This is a genomic window from Paenibacillus sp. yr247, assembly GCF_900103825.1.
Taxonomy (GTDB): Bacteria; Bacillota; Bacilli; order Paenibacillales; family NBRC-103111; genus Paenibacillus_E.
Window position 1 is genome coordinate 1 of sequence record NZ_FNIF01000016.1, and the last position, 20,222, is coordinate 20,222.

Annotated in this window: 18 protein-coding genes and 1 rRNA gene; 10 read left to right on the top strand and 9 right to left on the bottom strand. The window is 40.7% G+C overall.

Annotated elements, in window-relative coordinates:
- The 9 genes from BLT91_RS21030 to dnaA all read right to left on the bottom strand — a co-directional run.
- Positions 1–119, bottom strand: a 16S ribosomal RNA gene (locus BLT91_RS21030); the annotation flags it as partial.
- Positions 120–469: 350 nt separating this feature from the next.
- Positions 470–1,537, bottom strand: a complete 1,068-nt coding sequence (locus BLT91_RS21040) for an HD-GYP domain-containing protein (RefSeq protein ID WP_090824757.1) — start codon at positions 1,535–1,537, stop codon at positions 470–472.
- An 84-nt stretch (positions 1,538–1,621) separates the two neighbouring features.
- Positions 1,622–4,108, bottom strand: a complete 2,487-nt coding sequence (gene gyrA / locus BLT91_RS21045; RefSeq protein WP_090824567.1) for a DNA gyrase subunit A — start codon at positions 4,106–4,108, stop codon at positions 1,622–1,624.
- Positions 4,109–4,154: 46 nt separating this feature from the next.
- Entirely contained in the window at positions 4,155–6,071 is a 1,917-nt protein-coding gene (gyrB, locus tag BLT91_RS21050; protein ID WP_090824569.1) for a DNA topoisomerase (ATP-hydrolyzing) subunit B, read from the bottom strand.
- Positions 6,072–6,186: 115 nt separating this feature from the next.
- The gene (gene remB / locus BLT91_RS21055) at positions 6,187–6,435 is read right to left on the bottom strand and encodes an extracellular matrix regulator RemB (protein WP_090824571.1); all 249 of its coding nucleotides are present in this window, start codon (positions 6,433–6,435) and stop codon (positions 6,187–6,189) included.
- A 5-nt stretch (positions 6,436–6,440) separates the two neighbouring features.
- Positions 6,441–7,559 (bottom strand): DNA replication/repair protein RecF, encoded by a 1,119-nt coding sequence (recF, locus tag BLT91_RS21060; RefSeq protein ID WP_090824573.1) that lies wholly within the window; start codon positions 7,557–7,559, stop codon positions 6,441–6,443.
- Between the two features lie 28 nt (positions 7,560–7,587).
- A complete protein-coding gene (gene yaaA / locus BLT91_RS21065; protein WP_047684005.1) occupies positions 7,588–7,803 on the bottom strand; it encodes a S4 domain-containing protein YaaA in 216 nt (71 codons plus the stop codon).
- Positions 7,804–7,818: 15 nt separating this feature from the next.
- Positions 7,819–8,961: a DNA polymerase III subunit beta gene (gene dnaN, locus BLT91_RS21070; RefSeq protein WP_090824575.1), complete on the bottom strand. Its 1,143-nt coding sequence runs from the start codon at positions 8,959–8,961 to the stop codon at positions 7,819–7,821.
- A gap of 180 nt (positions 8,962–9,141) precedes the next feature.
- A complete protein-coding gene (dnaA, locus tag BLT91_RS21075; protein ID WP_090824578.1) occupies positions 9,142–10,506 on the bottom strand; it encodes a chromosomal replication initiator protein DnaA in 1,365 nt (454 codons plus the stop codon).
- 630 nt (positions 10,507–11,136) lie between these two features.
- On the opposite strand from dnaA, the gene rpmH reads away from it, so the two are divergent.
- From rpmH to BLT91_RS21125, 10 genes are all read left to right on the top strand, one after another.
- On the top strand, positions 11,137–11,271 hold the full coding sequence (gene rpmH, locus BLT91_RS21080) for a 50S ribosomal protein L34 (protein WP_029196162.1): 135 nt from the start codon (positions 11,137–11,139) through the stop codon (positions 11,269–11,271).
- A gap of 142 nt (positions 11,272–11,413) precedes the next feature.
- Positions 11,414–11,773, top strand: coding sequence for a ribonuclease P protein component (rnpA, locus tag BLT91_RS21085; protein WP_090824580.1), 360 nt, complete (start codon positions 11,414–11,416; stop codon positions 11,771–11,773).
- A 71-nt stretch (positions 11,774–11,844) separates the two neighbouring features.
- Complete coding sequence (gene yidC, locus BLT91_RS21090; protein WP_254777050.1) at positions 11,845–12,618, top strand: membrane protein insertase YidC; 774 nt, start codon at positions 11,845–11,847, stop codon at positions 12,616–12,618.
- Entirely contained in the window at positions 12,615–13,232 is a 618-nt protein-coding gene (gene jag / locus BLT91_RS21095) for an RNA-binding cell elongation regulator Jag/EloR (protein ID WP_090824582.1), read from the top strand. The genes yidC and jag overlap by 4 nt, the downstream gene beginning before the upstream one ends.
- A gap of 73 nt (positions 13,233–13,305) precedes the next feature.
- On the top strand, positions 13,306–14,682 hold the full coding sequence (mnmE, locus tag BLT91_RS21100; RefSeq protein ID WP_090824584.1) for a tRNA uridine-5-carboxymethylaminomethyl(34) synthesis GTPase MnmE: 1,377 nt from the start codon (positions 13,306–13,308) through the stop codon (positions 14,680–14,682).
- A gap of 46 nt (positions 14,683–14,728) precedes the next feature.
- Positions 14,729–16,618: a tRNA uridine-5-carboxymethylaminomethyl(34) synthesis enzyme MnmG gene (gene mnmG / locus BLT91_RS21105; RefSeq protein ID WP_090824586.1), complete on the top strand. Its 1,890-nt coding sequence runs from the start codon at positions 14,729–14,731 to the stop codon at positions 16,616–16,618.
- A 3-nt stretch (positions 16,619–16,621) separates the two neighbouring features.
- Entirely contained in the window at positions 16,622–17,350 is a 729-nt protein-coding gene (gene rsmG / locus BLT91_RS21110; protein ID WP_090824588.1) for a 16S rRNA (guanine(527)-N(7))-methyltransferase RsmG, read from the top strand.
- A 240-nt stretch (positions 17,351–17,590) separates the two neighbouring features.
- Complete coding sequence (gene noc / locus BLT91_RS21115) at positions 17,591–18,406, top strand: nucleoid occlusion protein (protein WP_090824590.1); 816 nt, start codon at positions 17,591–17,593, stop codon at positions 18,404–18,406.
- A gap of 163 nt (positions 18,407–18,569) precedes the next feature.
- Complete coding sequence (locus BLT91_RS21120) at positions 18,570–19,328, top strand: ParA family protein (protein ID WP_090824593.1); 759 nt, start codon at positions 18,570–18,572, stop codon at positions 19,326–19,328.
- Positions 19,325–20,197, top strand: a complete 873-nt coding sequence (locus tag BLT91_RS21125) for a ParB/RepB/Spo0J family partition protein (RefSeq protein ID WP_090824597.1) — start codon at positions 19,325–19,327, stop codon at positions 20,195–20,197. The genes BLT91_RS21120 and BLT91_RS21125 overlap by 4 nt, the downstream gene beginning before the upstream one ends.
- Positions 20,198–20,222: the final 25 nt, after the last annotated feature.

Sequence of the window (20,222 nt, forward strand, 5' to 3'; positions counted from 1 at the left end):
ACCTACGTGTTACTCACCCGTCCGCCGCTAACTTATCCCGAAGGATAAGTCCGCTCGACTTGCATGTATTAGGCACGCCGCCAGCGTTCGTCCTGAGCCAGGATCAAACTCTCCATAATAGTAAAACTATTTGAAAGCTTAATTGCTCATTTGCGTTGCTAGCGAGATTTTGCAATCTCTTTTTTGGTCAATTACTCGACCGTGCTTACTCACTCGTTGTTCAGTTTTCAAAGATCAATTTCTTTCATTTTAATCCTTAGTCCCTCAAAGGCGACTTGATTAATATACCACATTTGCCTATTCGATTGCAAGAACTTTTTTTGATTTCTTTCGTTCTTTCGTTCGACCGCCGAAGCGACAAGGAGTAATATAACAAATCTAGAAACAGAATGCAAGCATTTCTTCATCATTTCTTAATAATAAAGAAAACCCCCTAATATAAGGGGGTTGGAATTACTCTTTATGACTTTTAAATAGGACCAATAACATCTTGAATGAATAAGCTTCTTTCTAATGTTAAATTGACGATCGTCCCATTAACGTTAACCCAAGGTCTGGTAGGATGAGAACGATCCGAGAATATTATCTCTCCCACGCGGTTATCACTGAGCTTTACTAGCGTTCCACTGCTTATTTGTGTCGACTTGTTAATAAACACTTGAACCAGAGCTGGATCTACTTTACCGAATGACTCCGTGAAGAGCTGTTCTAGAACAATATACGGGGATAACGCTGTTTTATGGAAACGCTCATTTGTCATGGCGTTATAAATATCAGCAATCGCTACTATTTTGGCATACATATGAATCTTGTCACCTTTGACTCCCAAAGGATAACCAGAACCATCCTCACGTTCATGATGCTGGATTGCAGTTAATTTCACGCCTTCGTTTATACCCGAAATATTTTTAAGAATCTGATATCCGATTAGTGTGTGCTGTTTAATCTCATCCATCTCGGAGGATGTTAAGGAACTCTTCTTCTCAAGAATGGCTGGATCTACTTTGGATATGCCAATGTCATGTAAGAGACCGGCTAACGCAATTTGCAATAAATCTTTCTGAGGAAGACCATGCCATCTAGCTAATGAGTAAGAGGTTAAGCTAACCATAATACTTTTGTGGTAGATGTAATCTTTCAGATTGCGATTTTTGGGTGTGAAGGTGAGTACTTTATAGGCATCAATATGCTGAATGAGTGCTTCAAGTCCAGTTCGAATATCTAAAATGGGTAATGGTTGTCCTCCATTAGCAAGAAGGAAAATGCGTTTAAGCAGCTTTAGCATATTCTGGTACTCTATGTAAAAAGGATGAACGGTTGCAGCTTCTTTGGGATTCGTTTCTTCGCTCGTGGCTTCCGGCTCAATACCATTCTTAGATTCAATAAAGACGGAAGGAATGAGAAATGCTTTGAGTATCTCAATATCTCTTTCGTTAATGACTTTTCCTTTGTTGAAAAGAACATTCCCCAATTTCGTTATAACGTTATCGCCTAATCTTTCACCATATTTTAATTGAGAAACGGCTACTGTCGGCACAATCATTCACTCACCTTAACTTTTCGTATACTTCATATTGTAAAGTAAAAGGGATGGGTTTGTAAGCCCCATCCCAACATTTTATTACTCTGTTTCTGTCGTTTCAGTTTCGTCCCAATCGCCGTCTTCCTCATTCTCGCTTTGCTCTTCATTCTTCTGCACGCGAGCTAAGGTTCCGACTTCATCGTCTTCACGAATATTGATTAAGCGAACACCTTGCGTATTACGACCCATCACAGAAATACCATCCATACTTGTTCGAATAACTGTACCTAATGCCGTGATAATCATAAGATCTTCATCCTCTTGCACCACTTTAAGACCGACAACAGGGCCGTTCTTATCGGTAACGTTCAAGGTCTTAATCCCTTTACCACCACGTGACTGGATCCGATACTCCGAAACAGGCGTTCGTTTACCGAAGCCCTTGGACGTTACAATGAGTACACTATTATCTTCATGGACGACATCCATATCAATAACAGCATCTTCTTGATCAAGGTGTATCCCCTTAACCCCAGTTGCGGATCTACCCATGGAACGTACATCTTGTTCTGGGAAATGGATCGACATACCAAGCTTGGTTCCCATAATAATGCCTTGGTTACCGTCTGTCAGTTTAACTCCAATGAGGTCATCATCTTCTCGTAAATTAATAGCGATTAAGCCGCCTTTACGAATGTTTGAATAGTCATCAATTGGGGTTTTCTTCACAACACCTTGCTTCGTTGCAAAGAATAAGTATTGATCCGTTTCGAAGCTTTCTACTGGAATCACAGCATTAACCGTTTCACCTTGCTCGATTTGGATCAAGTTAATGATTGGTGTTCCACGAGCTGTTCGGCTCAAATCCGGAATCTCATAAGCTTTCAGGCGATACACTTTACCTTTGTTCGTAAAGAACATCAGGTAATGATGCGTATTCGTCACGAATAGATGTTCCACGAAATCGTTATCTTTGGTATCCATTCCGACAACGCCACGTCCGCCACGCTTCTGATTCCGATAAGTCGTAACCGGAAGACGCTTAATGTAACCCGTATGCGTAATGGTAATAACGACATCTTCGCGTGGGATAAGGTCTTCATCTTCGATGCTTTCCTCACCAACCGTAATTTCGGAACGTCGCTCATCGCCGAATTTCTCTTTAATTTCATTCAATTCTTCGCTAATGATTTTTAGAATCAGCTGCTCATCAGCAAGAATCGCTTTAAGTTCAGCGATTTTCTTCATGAGTTCGGCGTACTCAGCTTCGATCTTCTCACGTTCTAAGCCCGTTAAACGCTGTAGACGCATATCGAGAATAGCTTGAGCTTGATCGAAGCTCAAATTAAACGTAGTGATGAGCCCGTCACGAGCTTCTTCCGTTGTACGGGAAGCACGAATCAAAGCAATCACTTGATCCAAGTGATCAAGTGCAATGCGTAAGCCTTCCAAAATGTGAGCGCGCGCTTCCGCTTTGCGCAAATCAAACTCAGTTCTACGGCGAATGACTTCTTGCTGATGCTTGAGATAATAGTGCAGCATCTCACGAAGATTCAATACTCTTGGTTCGCCGTTGACGAGTGCGAGCATAATAATACCGAAGTTAGATTGCATCGCTGTGTGTTTAAACAAATTATTCAAAACAACATGCGGATTGACGTCGCGACGAAGCTCGATAACAACGCGCATACCGTTACGGTCGGATTCATCTCGAAGATCCGTGATACCATCAATTTTTTTCTCACGAACAAGTTCCGCTATTTTCTCAACTAATCTTGCTTTATTTACTTGATAAGGCAGCTCATTCACAATGATTCTAGCTTTATTATTGTTTTCTTCAATAACCGTTCTAGCACGCATCGTAACAGAACCTCTGCCTGTTTGATAGGCTTGTCTAATCCCCTCACGGCCTAAGATAAAGCCAGCTGTAGGGAAATCTGGTCCTTTAATAAATTGCATCAGTTCCAGAGGCGTGATATCCGGATTCTGAATCATCATCTGGATGCCTTCAATGACCTCCCGAAGATTATGCGGAGGAATGTTCGTCGCCATCCCAACGGCAATCCCTGAGCTTCCGTTGACTAATAAGTTTGGAAAACGAGAAGGGAGAACAACAGGCTCATTCTCTTCACCATCATAGTTTGGTTTATAATCGATCGTTTCTTTGTTAATATCACGAAGAAGTTCCATCGCGATCTTCGACAAACGAGCTTCGGTATAACGCATGGCAGCTGCCATATCACCGTCGATTGATCCAAAGTTACCATGACCATCAACGAGCATATAACGAAGAGAGAAATCTTGTGCCATCCGAACCATTGTCTCATAAACAGCATTGTCACCGTGTGGATGGTACTTACCGATTACTTCACCAACGATTCTCGCCGATTTCTTATGTGGTTTATCTGGAGACATGCCCAGCTCAGACATCGCAAATAAGATACGACGATGAACCGGCTTCAGACCATCTCTTACATCTGGCAGTGCACGACTGACAATGATACTCATCGCATAGTCTAAGAAGGATGTACGCATTTCGGTAGAAATGTCAATTTCTTTGACTTGCGAATGTAATTCTTCGCTCATGAATGTTCCTCCTGAAAGCTACATCTTTTAGCAACGTCTAGGACGTTTAGATATCTAGATTTTTCACGTACTTCGCGTGTTCCTCGATGAAATCTCTTCTAGGTTCTACGTTATCACCCATCAAAGAATCAAAGAGAGTATCTGCTTCAATCGCATCTTCGATTGTCACTTGCAAGAATGTACGGCTTTCCGGATCCATCGTCGTTTCCCACAATTGTTCCGGATTCATCTCGCCAAGTCCTTTATAACGCTGCACATTTACTTTAGCGCCTTCACCGAACTCCTGCATGATGGTTTCTCTTTGTTTTTCGTTATACGCATAACGAACGGTTTTATTTCTCTCCAGCTTGAAAAGCGGAGGCTGTGCAATATAAACATAACCGCTTTCGATTAGCTTTTTCATGTACCTGTAGAAGAAGGTAAGCAAAAGCGTACGAATGTGTGCTCCGTCAACGTCGGCATCGGTCATGATAATAATTTTGTGATAACGTGCCTTAGCGATGTCGAAATCGTCACTGATGCCTGTACCGAAAGCCGTAATCATCGCGCGAATTTCCGTATTGGACAAAATACGATCCAATCTGGCTTTCTCTACGTTCAAAATTTTACCGCGAAGTGGAAGAATCGCTTGGAAGTGACGATCACGTCCTTGCTTAGCGGATCCACCAGCAGAGTCACCTTCTACGATGTAAATCTCACTGATGGAAGCATCTTTGGATGAGCAATCTGCTAATTTACCTGGCAGTGCGCTTACTTCCAGTGCACTTTTACGACGAGTCAATTCTCTCGCTTTACGTGCAGCTTCTCTTGCTCTTGCCGCTTGAATTCCTTTTTCAAGGATCTTCTTCGCAATCGTAGGATTCTCTTCCATGAATTCTTGCAGTTTCTCCGCAAATAGAGACTCTACGATACCACGGACTTCACTATTTCCTAATTTTGTTTTCGTTTGACCCTCAAATTGAGGCTCCGGAATTTTCACGGAAATAATCGCGGCAAGACCCTCACGCACATCATCGCCTGACAAGTTGGAATCACTTTCTTTAAGTGAATTACTTTTACGGGCATAATCATTCAAGATCCGCGTCAGCGCGCTTTTAAAACCAGACTCGTGAGTACCGCCCTCATGCGTATTGATGTTATTTGCGAAGGAGTAAATATTTTCTGTATAGCTATCGTTGTACTGAAGTGCAATCTCGATGGAGATATTATCCTTGGAACCCTCCACATAGATAGGTATCTCATTGACGACTTCGCGGTTACGGTTTAAATGCTGAACAAAGGAAACAATCCCGCCCTCGTACATATGTGTATTCGCAATATCCGTGCGCTCGTCAATTAAATTAATTTCGATTCCTTTATTCAAGAAAGCTAGCTCACGAATTCTGGATTGGAGTATATCATAGTCATACTCAACCGTTTCTTTGAATATCTCTGGATCTGGTTGGAACGTCACCTGTGTGCCTGTTTCCTCGGTTTCGCCAATGACTTTCACGTCATACTGAGGCGCACCGCGGCGATATTCTTGTTCATGAATTTTACCATCGCGCTTAACCTGAACTGTCAGCAGCTCAGACAAGGCATTTACAACAGAGATACCTACACCATGCAGACCGCCTGATACTTTATAACCGGAATCATCTCCGCCGAACTTACCACCTGCATGAAGAACCGTAAGAACGACTTCTAACGTCGGTCGCTTTAACTTCGCATTTTCACCAACAGGGATTCCACGGCCATTATCAATAACTGTAACACTATTATTCTTGTGTACAATGACATCAATCTTCGTACAGAAGCCGGCCAATGCCTCATCGATACTATTATCGACAACTTCCCATACGAGATGATGAAGTCCACGGGCACTCGTCGAACCAATGTACATACCGGGCCGTTTACGAACGGCCTCTAAACCTTCCAGAACTTGAATCTGACTGTCATCGTACGCATTATGATTCACAGACATGTTAATCTCCACCTGCTTCTTTATAGTGAGATAAACCTCTATCGATGCCAGTTGAGAATGAGCGACCGCTTAGAGAGGAGAGACTTTGGTCTCCACCAAAGATCCCTATATTAAGTTAGTTCGTTAACAATTGATGCGCTCTTTTCTTGAGCGTAGTAGAGGAGATCGGGGAATAATACACTTTACTCTTTGTAACAACGAGTGATTTGCATTCTTCTTCACCGATTTTCTCTGTTTTTTTATCTTTTACAGCTTGTAGAATAAATTGTTTCGATATTTTGGAAGATTTCTCTACCGAGATGTCGAAAATAGCAATCAGTTCGGAAGCTCTAATAATTTTTTCTCCACCCAAATGAATAAACATGCTCCTCAGCTCCTGCCACTTACATTTCCTTTCAAAACATGAAACACGGAAGCATGATCCAGTTGGTCCAAATGAACACTTTCTAGACCTGTTGTGGTAATAAAAGTTTGGACTTTCTGCTGAAACGTGCGGATCAACTGCGTTTGTCTATATTCATCAAGCTCGGAAAGCACATCATCAAGCAATAAAAGGGGATATTCGCCAACTTCCTCATGGATGAGCTCTATCTCCGCAAGCTTTAGCGATAACGCTGTTGTTCGCTGCTGCCCCTGAGATCCATACGTTTGGACTTCTTTGTCGTTGATGTAAAAAAGAAGATCGTCACGATGAGGGCCCACTAACGTAACACCTCTTCGGAATTCCTGATCCCTTACCAATGATAACTTTATCATAAATTGGTTTAATAAAACAGATTCATCTTCAAACGGTTCCATATCAAAAGAGGGGGAATAGCGAATAAGCAGCTGTTCACTGTCGTTCGTAATCCCTCTATGGATCGTTTCCGCCCATTGTTGAAGCTTCTTAATAAAGCTTTGACGCTTTTTCATAATTTTAACACCAAACTGTGCTAATTGTTCATTCCAAATGTCTAACATTGCGTCCGGCGCGTTTTTACCCGGAAAGGATTGCTTTAAATAATTGTTCCGTTGCACCAAAATTTTCTGGTATTGCGACAGATCATAGAGGTAGGAAGGCTTTACTTGTCCAATCTCCATATCGAGAAAGCGCCGTCTTACACCTGGTGTTCCTTTGACGATCTCTAAGTCTTCGGGAGCAAACATGACCACATTCAGAGCACCGATAAAATTACTAAGCTTTTTTTGCTCAAGACCATTAATTTTAGCCTTTTTTCCTTTGGTCGAAATAGAAAGATCCAACTTACAGCTGCCATATCGCTTCTGAATTTCCGCATGCAGCTGCGTTTGCTCACCATTCCAGCCAATTAATTCCTTATCCTGATGGGTGCGGTGTGATTTGGTCATAGCCATTACATAGATTGATTCTAACAAGTTGGTTTTGCCCTGTGCGTTAGGTCCAACGAAAATATTCACATTGCTATCTGTTGTTAGCTCGATCTGGTCGTAATTTCTGTAATGACTGAGCACGAGTCTGTTCAAAAACATGGGTGGTCATCCTCCTGGGTTAATCCGATCAGGAGCTAACGACTTCGAATTGTCCGAAACCCTCCACGGTAACCACATCTTGCGGAACGAGTTTCCGTCCTCTACGATTTTCAGCTTGCCCGTTCACTTCAATTTTTGTATCCACAACGAAAAATTTAGCTTGTCCACCTGTGGATATGCAGTCCGATAATTTCAAAAACTGTCCAAGTGTAATATAGTCCGTGTTTATGGGGATTTGTTTCATAATGCACTCCTTAACTTAATTCGTTGTTCGATACGGCAAAATCAACTGTAGAATGTTTGTGGAATCTTGCGGCTTCATAATGATTGGCTGCATGGCTCCTGTAAATCCAATGTGAATGAACTCGGAGTCGAGAACTTTAAGCGCATCGAGCATATATTTGGAGTTAAACGAGATTTTGAGTAAATCGCCGGCAATATGCTGCAAGTTAATTTGTTCGGTTACTTTTCCAAGCTCAGAGGAGCTCGAGGAGATCTCAATCGTTTGGTCTTCAAGCATCATCATTTTAACAATATTCGTCTTATCTTCTTTGGAAAGTAAGTAAGCCCGATCGATGGCTTCAGCCAGTTCTTTCGTTGGTACGACCATTTCGGTTTGAAAAGACTGAGGAATCAGCTTTGATGTATCCGGGTAAGTACCATCCAAAATGCGAGAATAGAATAAAATTGAATGAATTTTGAATAAAACCTGATTGTCCGAAATAACAATATCTATAAGAGAGTTTTGATCAGGCAAAATTTTGCTTAATTCATTCAAGGTTCGGCCTGATATTACAATGTTGGGAAGATTATGCGAGTTATCATTATCAACAGTAACTTCTCTACTAGCTAAGCGATGACGATCACAGGCGATAAATTTCAACTTATCCCCTGATATGTTCCAGAGAACACCAGTAAGAATGGGTGTAGATTCATTCGTTGATACCGCATAGGAAGTTTGCTTAATCATGGTTTTGAGCAGATCGCTAGGAAGGCGAAGCATTTTGCTTTCTTCAATTTCGGGCAGCAGCGGATATTCATCCGGATCGAGTCCCATGATTTGAATTTCTGAAGATCCTGAACGAATAATCGTTTGAAAGTTGCTTCCTACTTCTATTTCAATGAGTTGTGCAGGTAATTTGCGAATAATCTCAACGAAAAATTTGGCTGGAAGAACAACACTTCCGGCTTGGAATAATTCAATAATTTTAATCGTGCCATTTTCACTAGGGGTAAAGCTTTGGATGGAGATATCCGTATCACTTGCCGTGAGGGTTACACCGCTTAAGGTCGCATCTATTTTTATCCCCGTAAGGATAGGTATCGTTGTTCGAGAGGATATCGCTTTGGAAACGTGACCAATGGATTCTATTAGATGGTCTTTAAGGATGGTTAATTTCATGACTTCACTCCTGCAGTTCTTTTTTTCGATGCGTTAGCATATTCATATATATAATAACATTCTTTATTAGTAATAGCAGTAGGGGCTCTGGATATGTGGATATGTGGATGAAGCTTATATAAATCAAGCCTATCCACATGTGAATAGATTGTGCATAGGCTTACCCAAAATCAAATGTTATTAAGAGGGGTTCTTGATGCGCTCCGTCAGGTTATGAACAATTTTGTAGAGATCCTGATCCACTTGTAACATTTGTGCTATTTTATCATGGGCATGAATAACCGTTGTATGGTCACGCCCACCAAAATTCTCCCCGATTTTTGGCAAAGAGAAGTCCGTCAGCTCACGTGCCAGGTACATCGCGACCTGTCTAGGGAATGCTACGGCTTTTGTCCGTTTGCGCGCCTTGAAATCTTCTAGCTTTAATCCGTAGAATTCTCCAACACGCTGCTGAATATCCTGTATCGTAATGACCCTTGGTCGATTAGAAGGAATAATATCCTTTAATGCTTCGGCCGTCAGATGCACGCTTATATCCTGATTAATAAGGGATGAGTACGCAACGACGCGTATCAGGGCACCTTCAAGTTCACGAATATTCGTATCGATCTGGTTGGCAATATAAATCATCGCTTCATTTGGAATCTCCAGGTTCTCAGCTTTCGCTTTCTTGCGCAAAATCGCTATGCGTGTTTCCAAATCAGGAGGCTGAATGTCGGTAATTAATCCCCATTCGAATCTAGAGCGCAGTCTGTCTTCCAGGGTTGGAATCTCTTTAGGCGGCCGGTCACTGGAGATAATAATTTGTTTGCCTTCTTCATGAAGCGCATTAAATGTATGGAAAAACTCCTCCTGCGTACCTTCTTTACCAGCGAGGAATTGAATATCATCAATTAGCAGCACATCGATCGTTCTATATTTATTACGAAATCCTTCGCCGCGATTATCACGAACGGCATTAATGAATTCATTCGTGAATTTCTCAGATGAAATATATAAAACACGAGCCCCTGGGTTATGTTCTAGCACATAGTGGCCGATTGCATGCATTAAATGAGTCTTACCTAAACCAACGCCTCCATAAAGAAAAAGTGGATTATAAGCTTTTGCCGGCGCCTCGGCAACGGCCAAGGATGCAGCATGAGCGAATCGATTGCCTGATCCGATTACGAACGTATCAAATGTATACCTAGAATTCATCATATTGGTGAAATTCTCTTCACCTGTAACTATCGCAGGACCTTTTGGTGGCAATACTGTTGGCAGAACAGCTGTAGATTGAGATTTTTGTTCTTCTGTTTCAATGATAAATTTCACAGAAACATGTTTACCTGTAAAGTCATAAATCGTTCCTTCAATTAGCTTGGTATAACGGCTTTCTAGCCACTCCTGAGCAAAATTGTTGGGCGCGCAAATAACGACAGTAGAATCATTGAAAACTGTCGCTTTGGTTGATTTGAGCCAAGTATCGAAGCTTGGTTTACTGAGTTTAGTTTGGATTATTGTTAAAATTTGCTGCCATAAGTCCGTAGAATGGCCTTCCACAGTAATTCACTCCTTTGAAATCAAACATGTGGCATAAGGCCAGTAAAGAAAAGCTCTGTGTTTAAAGCTCTATGGATGAAACTCAAAAATAAACGATTCGCAAGCAACGATAGGCTTGATCGACTATCAGAGTATATTCTGCTCGGTTAACGGCGAAAAGAACCTTATGTCTGATGGGGTCAAAAAAGGACGGCTTTTGTCGTTTTATCCACATTATTAAGGATCGGTAGAAATGACTTATTCTTGTAGAGGGAAAATTGTTCACAATGTTATCCACAGATTGTTGATAAGTCGGAGAGTTGGTGGTGTGTATCCACAACAGAAACATTATCATCTTATCAAAAGATTACTTGTTAATCAACGGATTGTTTGATTTTATCCACAATTACAACAAGTTGTGCATAGATTTTGTTCACAACACAAGATATTGTTGATATTATGTTAATTTTCGACATGGTTCTCTTTTACATGGCAAAAATTTATACACAGGTTATTCTTTTTTTTATTTTTGTACAAAAAATGTCATCTCCTCCTGCACACTCTGGCTGGTTGACTTTCTCCTGTGAAAATGATTTAATGAGTAGTAGAAATTTTGTAGGATGGATATCCTCAGGTAGGGAGGTGCTATAGATGGGTCCGACGTTTAACCCGAATACGAGAAAGCGTAAGAAGAATCATGGTTTCCGTAAAAGAATGAGCACGAAGAACGGTCGTAAAGTTTTGCAAGCTCGCCGTCTTAAAGGAAGAAAAATCCTTAGCGCGTAAAAAAGAGGCTCCGGAAGGGGCTTTTTTTTTTGCTTTTTGAAGGATTGGTTTATATGTGGTCTATTCGGTTAAAACTATTTTAAAGATATCTAGTGTTTATCTAAACTAATCTCGAAGTTATCTGTCTGGAGCGTATAAACTCGTGGAAAAAGAATATAGATTAGCTAAAAGAGAAGACTTCAATAAGGTATATCGTTATGGAAAGTCGATGGCCAATCATCAATTTGTACTTTATTATATGCCTCAGCCTAAACTGGAACATTTCCGCCTTGGTGTGTCTGTGAGTAAAAAGGTAGGCAATGCTGTAGTTCGTAACCGGATTAGACGAATGATAAAGGAAATTATCCGTTTGAAAAAAGATAATATGACACTACAATATGACTACATCTTATTAGCTAGAAAACCGGCGGCGGAGATGGAATATGCGGAGATGGAGAAGAGCATCTGGCATGTGATTCGTAAAGCTTCTTTATTAAAAAGAAAAGACATAATAAAAAAGTAACGCAATATTTCCTTGCGGGCTGAAGATGTGTTATAGTTTATTGTGGAAAAGATATTTAGGAGGATCTCATTTTGACTCGTCGAATCTATTTGCTTGCATCTCTTTCTGCGTTGATCTTATTGTTGTCAGGATGTAGTCCTACAAGCTCAGCTATGGCACCAATTGATCCAAATACCGCAGGTTTTTTCGTCAAATATTTTGTGTACCCGCTTTCTCAAACGCTAGATTGGTTCGCTGCTCATTTATGGGGTCAATATGGATTATCGATCTTGGTTGTTACACTGATCATTCGTTTAATTATTTTGCCGCTTACCTTAAAGCAGTATAAGAGCTCCAAACGGATGCAAGATCTGCAGCCTGAAATGAAGAAGCTCAAAGAAAAGTATAAAGATGATGCGAAGAAACAGCAGGAAGAAACGATGAAGCTTTTTCAGCAAAATGGTGTAAATCCATTAGCCGGGTGTTTTCCAATCATTGTTCAAATGCCAATTTTGATTGCTCTTTATCAAGCGATCATGCGCAATGATCACATTCGAGAGCATACTTTCTTGTGGATGAATCTTGGCCAACCGGATCATTACTATATTCTTCCGTTGATTGCCGCGGCAACAACATTCATTCAACAAATGTTTATGTCTTCCCAAATGAATCAACAGATGAAAAGCTTACTATATATTTTCCCAGTAATGATTTTCGTGATGTCCATGAATTTCGCAGCGGCACTTCCGCTTTACTGGATTTACGGTAACATCTTCACTATTGTTCAGTCTTACTTTATTTATGGTTCTCCTGGATCACAAAAATCTCCTGGATCGCAAAAAAATAAGGGTGGCCTGTCAAAATGAAAAAAATTGTGGTGACTGGAAAGACTATTGAGTTAGCGGTGAAATCCGGTCTCTCTCAATGGCAAGTTTCGGAGGATCGTGTACACATTCATATTTTGGAGCAGCCCTCTCGTGGGCTGTTTGGGTTTATTGGTTCTAAAGAAGCTAAAGTTGAGCTTGAATTGATACCAGATCCACTTGAGGAAGCAATTGCTTTCTTACAAGATATGTTCGAAGCGATGCAAATTTCCATCACCATAGACACGCACAAAGATCGTGAAGGCTTAGTCTTGAATATGAGTGGTTCTGAGCTAGGTATATTGATCGGTAAAAGGGGACAAACCTTAGATGCGCTGCAGTATTTAGTTAATATTGTTGCGAACCGCTATGCGAGTTCTCATTTCCGTATCGTCTTAGATGCTGAGAATTTCCGCGATAGACGGAAGAAAACGTTGGAAGAGCTCGCGTTAAGACTAGCTAACCGCGTTATCAAGTCGAAAAAAGAAGTTATTCTTGAACCGATGAATTCTCAGGAACGCAAAATCATTCATGCCGAGTTACAAGGTCATCCCGTTGTAAAAACGTATAGTAAAGGCGAAGAACCGAACCGTCGGGTTGTCATCGCTGTCAAATAACGCTAGCCCGCAATGACTTTGATCATGTCATTGCTTTTTCTTTAAGCTGAGGTAAATTCGAGGTGTAAATACTATGTTAAATGATACGATTGCTGCTATTTCTACGCCGCTCGGTGAGGGTGGGATAGCGGTTATTCGTGTGAGCGGAGATGAAGCTGTTCCACTTGTGGAACGCATTTTTCGTTCAAAAACGAAATTATCTGATGCTCAGACGCATACGGTACATTATGGATTCATTATAGAACCTGCTTCTGCCGAAAAGGTAGAGGAGGTTCTCGTTACGTTAATGAAAGCTCCGCGTTCATTTACAATGGAAGATGTCGTGGAGGTCAGCTGTCACGGGGGCATTGTATCTGTTAAGAAAGTGCTTGATTTGCTGCTGCAACAAGGGATTCGGTTAGCAGAGCCAGGTGAGTTCACGAAGCGTGCGTTCTTGAATGGCCGGATTGACTTGACGCAGGCTGAAGCCGTTATTGACCTGATTCGGGCCAAATCGGATCGTGCTTTCAAGGTAGCATTGAAGCAAGTTGAAGGAAATTTATCGAAGCAAATTAAACATTTGCGATATGTGCTCGTGGAATTGATGGCTCATGTAGAAGTGAATATTGATTATCCTGAGCATGACGTGGAAGAAATGACGAATGCTTTTATAAAGAGTAAGTGTGATACGGTTATGCATGAAATTAACCGTCTCTTGGTGACCGCTGAGCAAGGGAAGATATTGCGAGAGGGTATTGAGACGGCAATTGTCGGCAAGCCAAATGTCGGGAAATCTTCGCTGCTCAATGAACTAGCGCAAGAAAATCGTGCGATAGTAACGGATATCCCTGGTACAACAAGGGATGTTATTGAGGAGTTCGTAAATATTGGCGGTATTCCTTTGAAGCTGCTTGATACAGCAGGTATTCGGGAGACGACCGATCTCGTAGAACAAATCGGAGTGGAGCGATCGAAGACTGCTTTAGCGGAAGCAGATCTTATTTTATTGGTGCTTAACAGTAATGAAGAGCTTCAGTTTGATGAGATTGCGCTTATGAAACAATTAGCTGATAAGCAAACGATTGTCATTTTGAATAAGACAGATTTGAGTAGAAAGCTGAATGTGGAGCAAGTTCTGAGTTATTTTCCACGGGAACGTATTGTTGAGCTATCTCTGATTGAAAATAAAGGTATTGAAGATTTAGAAAAAGCAATTGCGGCAATATTCTTTGAGGGTAGACTAGAATCAAGTGATCTGACTTATGTGAGTAATGTTCGACACATATCCTTGTTGAAGCAAGCCAAACGTTCGTTAGAAGATGCTCTTCATGCGAATGAGCAATATGTGCCCATTGATATGATTCAAATTGATATACGGGCTGCCTGGGAGCAGCTTGGTGAGATTATTGGCGATTCGGTGGGGGAATCATTGATCGATCAAATATTTACACAATTCTGCTTAGGGAAATGAAAACGACAGCATTCGAGTTTTCATAAAAGAGGGAGGGATGTTTATTATGGGATATCATGCAGGTGATTATGATGTTATTGTCATCGGCGCCGGACATGCAGGTTGTGAATCTGCACTGGCTTCTGCTCGTATGGGCTGCAGCACACTGTTATTGACTATTAATTTGGATATGGTTGCATTCATGCCTTGCAATCCATCTATTGGTGGTCCTGCGAAGGGCCACGTTGTTCGAGAGATTGATGCACTTGGTGGCGAAATGGGTCGAAACATCGACAAGACGTATATTCAAATGCGAATGCTGAATACTGGGAAAGGCCCCGCTGTACATGCTCTGCGTGCGCAAGCGGACAAATTTTCGTATCAGCATAAAATGAAAGAAACGATTGAAGCTACTCCAAACTTAACGTTACGTCAAGGTATGGCTGAAGAGCTTATTGTCGAAAATGGCGTGTGTAAAGGTGTTATTACGAAAACAGGGGCTGAATACTACTCTAAAGCAATCGTATTAACAACAGGGACTTATTTAAGAGGGAAAGTTATTATGGGCGAGCTGATGTATGAGAGTGGACCCAATAATCAACAACCTTCTATTAAGTTATCGGAATCCTTGCGAAAACTAGGTTTTGATCTCGTTCGATTCAAAACAGGTACACCGCCGCGCGTTCATAAGGATACGATTGATTTCAGTAAAACAGAAATTCAACCGGGTGATGATGAACCTAAGTTCTTTTCATTTGAAACGAAAACGGGTACTAATGAACAGTTGCCTTGCTGGTTAACGTATACATCCGAGGAAACTCATAATATTATTAATTCGAATTTACATCGTGCCCCAATGTTCTCAGGTGCTATTGAAGGGACAGGTCCAAGATACTGTCCATCGATCGAGGATAAAATTGTTCGTTTCGCCGATAAGCCTAAACATCAAATTTTTCTTGAGCCGGAGGGAAGGAATACCTCTGAATATTATGTTCAGGGTTTATCCACGAGCATGCCGGAAGATGTGCAGCTAGGTATTTTACGTTCCATTCCAGGGTTGGAGAAAGTGGAAATGATGCGTACCGGTTATGCCATTGAATACGACGCGGTTGTTCCTACGCAGTTGAAGCCATCTTTAGAGACTAAACTGGTCAGTGGATTATTTACAGCCGGACAAATCAATGGAACATCAGGATATGAGGAAGCAGCAGGTCAAGGGGTTATGGCTGGGATTAATGCGGCTCGTAAAGTTCAAGAAAAAGAAGCTATCGTATTGGATAGATCGCAAGGATATATTGGCGTTTTAATTGATGACCTTGTAACGAAGGGTACGAATGAGCCTTATCGTCTATTAACTTCACGAGCTGAATATCGATTACTGCTTCGCCATGATAACGCTGATCTACGATTAACTCCTATCGGTTATGAAATCGGGCTTATTTCGGAAGAGCGATTCGCTACTTTTTTAAATAAAAAATCTCTGGTTGAGCAAGAAATTGAACGTCTGAATGACGATAAAATTAGACCGGAGCCTCATGTTCAGCAATTATTAGAGAGCTTGGAAAGCGTTCAACTGAACAATTCCGTTCCTGCTATCTCGCTGCTACGTCGTCCTGAGATTGGTTACAAGCATATTGAACAAATGTCTCCATCGCCTCTTGAGCTTGATGATGAAATGAAGGAGCAAGTGGAGATCCAAGTAAAATATGCTGGGTACATCGAAAAGCAAAGTAATCAGGTTGAGCGGTTGCGTAAAATGGAAAAGAAAAAAATTCCGGATGATATCGAGTATAGTGAAATACACGGGATTGCGACGGAAGCCAAGCAAAAACTTGCCAAAATTCGTCCAATATCGATTGGTCAAGCGTCACGCATTGGGGGAGTTACACCTTCGGATATTTCCATTCTTCTTGTTTATTTGGAACACTACAACAGAGTCATCGCGGCTAGAGGTTAATTTATGGATTCTACACAGCAACATTTTATACAGTTATTAGAGGAACAACATATTTCTCTTTCTATGCATCAACTTGATCAATTCGAGTTATATTACAAGATACTTGTAGAGTGGAACGAGAAAATGAATTTAACGGGTATTACAGAGAGAGAGCAGGTTTATTTGAAACATTTCTATGACTCTCTTTCTGTTGCTTTTAATTATGAGATTGGAACCGTATCATCAGTTGCTGATATTGGTTCTGGAGCAGGATTTCCAAGTATTCCGTTGAAAATTGCTTTTCCACATTTGAAAATTACGATCGTGGATTCTTTGAATAAACGAATCTTGTTTTTACGAGAGTTAGTTTCACAGCTTGGGCTCACGGATACTGAATGTGTACATGGTAGAGCAGAAGATATTGCTAGATTGCCTAAATATCGCGATCGATTCGATCTTGTAACTGCTAGAGCAGTTGCGAGACTTCAGGTTTTGAATGAATTTTGTCTTCCTTTTGTTAAGAAGGGCGGAACGTTCATTGCAATGAAAGGTTCAGAGATTGAAGAGGAGCTAGGCGAGGCTTCCTTCAGCTTATCGGAGTTGAAAGGGAAGGTTGTTAGAGTGAATCGCATGCAATTACCGGTTGAGGAATCGATTCGGCATTTTGTTGAAATTCATAAGCTTGCAGCAACTCCAGCTAAGTATCCAAGGAAAGCGGGTATCCCACTGAAAGAACCTCTAATTAAGCTGTGAAATTGTTCCACGTGAAACATTTATCTGGTTTCCACAGTTGGATAGAAGGAAATCCAACTTTTATGGAGAATTATTTATAGAAGGATTTTTATTGTAAAAGTAGTGAGTCTATGTGATTGCACTTGTCATACTTCGCCGTAACCTTGACAAATGTTTTCGTTCTGTAGGACGAAGAGGTCGTCTATCATTGGATCGTATTGGTCGCTTAAACTACGGGAAGAGTTGGTGGTAAGTTTTCCTATGAAAGAACAAATTTCAAAGTTATTTGGACTTGCTGATCGTTCAACGACTGATGAAGTCAAAAACATACCTGTTAACAGTATTATACCAAGTCCATATCAACCAAGGACATTGTTTGATGATGATCGTATTGATGAGTTATGTCAAACGATTCGAACACATGGTATTATTCAGCCGATCGTCGTCAGAGTTAAAAACAATACTTTTGAATTGATTGCCGGTGAACGAAGGCTAAGAGCTGTTAAAAAGCTAGGCCTCGATACAATTCCTGCTATTGTACGAGATTTCAATGATTCTCAAGCAGCCTCTATTGCTCTTATTGAGAATTTGCAACGAGAAGGGCTCACCGCGATAGAAGAAGCGGCAGCCTATCAACAATTAATAGAAATGCATGATTTGACGCAAGAAAGCTTAGCACAGCGGCTTGGCAAAAGCCAATCAACGATTGCAAATAAGATCCGACTTTTGCATTTAAGCGAACCTGTAAAGATGGCTTTAATGGAACGGAAGATCACTGAAAGACATGCAAGAGCTCTGTTGGCTCTTGATCAAGAAGAACTGCAAATGAAAGTGCTTGAAGAAGTGATAGCTAAAGAGCTTAACGTGAAGCAAACGGAAATAAAAATTAATTTTTTGAAGGAAGCTACTAAGCTTAAGAAAACGCGTCGCGTCTCATTTACGAAAGATGTTAGATTAGCATTAAATACAATTCGTCAATCCGTTGAGATGGTTTCGAGCTCTGGATTAAACATTAATACATCCGAACAGGATCATGAAGATCACTACGAAATTATAATTAAGATTCCTAAGAGATAATCAGGCATTTATTGCTACCTTAAACGGCGCAAGCCGTTTTTTTGCATCTTACAAGATAAAACTATCAAATATTGATAAGGTAACTCGTTGATAGATATGATAAGATAGTAATACTGCTTTTAGTATGGCATCTGGAAACATAAGCGATTGAGGTGAAATGGTTTTGTCTAAAATAATAGCAATAACAAATCAGAAGGGTGGCGTCGGTAAAACGACAACTTCTGTGAATTTGGGTGCTTCTTTGGCTTCAATAGGGAAGAGAGTGCTTTTAGTTGATATCGATCCACAAGGGAATACGACAAGTGGTATTGGAGTAAACAAAGCAGATGTCGTTAATTGTATTTACGACGTTCTAATTAACGATGTTCACCCTAAAGATGCGACAATTGATACAAATGTTCCAAATCTCAAGATATTACCTGCGACAATTCAACTTGCAGGTGCTGAGATCGAACTCGTACCAACGATTTCAAGGGAAGTAAGGTTAAAGAAATCTCTACATTTAGTTAAGCATTTATATGATTACATTCTTATAGATTGTCCTCCGTCCTTAGGTCTACTAACTATTAATTCATTAACTGCTGCCGATTCTGTCATGATTCCAATTCAATGTGAATACTATGCGCTTGAAGGATTAAGTCAACTCCTAAACACAGTTCGCTTGGTTCAAAAGCATCTTAATACAGGGCTTCAAATTGAAGGTGTTTTATTAACAATGTTCGATGCAAGAACTAACCTCGGGATACAGGTTATTGAAGAAGTGAAAAAATACTTCCAAACAAAAGTATATAAAACGATTATTCCAAGAAATGTTCGTTTAAGTGAAGCACCCAGCCATGGACAATCGATTATTACATATGATCCTAGATCAAAAGGCGCGGAAGTATATTTAGAGCTTGCGAAGGAAGTGATCTCTGTATGACCAAAGGCCTATCAAAAGGTTTAGGCAAGGGATTGGATGCTTTAATCACTTCTTTACATATCGACGATAGTGATAAAGTTATTCAAATTCCTTTGTCCCAGTTGAGAGCAAACCCTTATCAACCTAGAAAACATTTTAATGAAGACAGTATTAAAGAGTTAGCTGATTCCATTAAAGAACACGGTGTCATTCAGCCGATTATTGTTCGTAAAGTTCTTAAAGGTTATGAGATTATTGCGGGTGAGCGGAGATTCCGTGCATCCCAGGTTAGTGGAATACCTACGATCCCAGCTGTTGAAAGAAACTTTTCTGATCAGCAAGTAATGGAAATTGCCTTGATTGAGAATGTGCAGCGGGAAGATCTCAATGCTATGGAAATTGCTTTTGCTTACCAGGGTATCATTGATCAATTCTCGCTGACACAGGAAGAGCTTTCTGCAAAGGTTGGAAAGAGCCGTTCTCATATCGCTAACTTTTTGAGATTGCTTCAACTACCGGAATCCATTAAGCAATATGTTTCACGTGGAACATTATCAATGGGACATGCAAGAGCAATTGTAGGTGTGAAGGACGATAAGCTGAAGAAAGAACTCGCAGAAACGACCATTAGTAAACAATGGAGTGTCCGAGAACTTGAAGAAGCTGTGAAAACATTGGAAGAAGCACCGGGACAAGAAAAGGATAAGAGTAAGCAAAAAGAAAAAAATAGAGATCCTTATATTAATCAAGCCGAAGATCAGCTGAGAGACATTTACCGCACAACGGTGAAAATCAAACATCAGCAGGATAAAGGCAAGATCGAGCTTCTCTATTATTCGAAGGACGATCTAAATCGTCTGCTAGAATTACTTCAAGGTAAAATCTCTTAAAATTAGATAGCATACCGATGGTTTT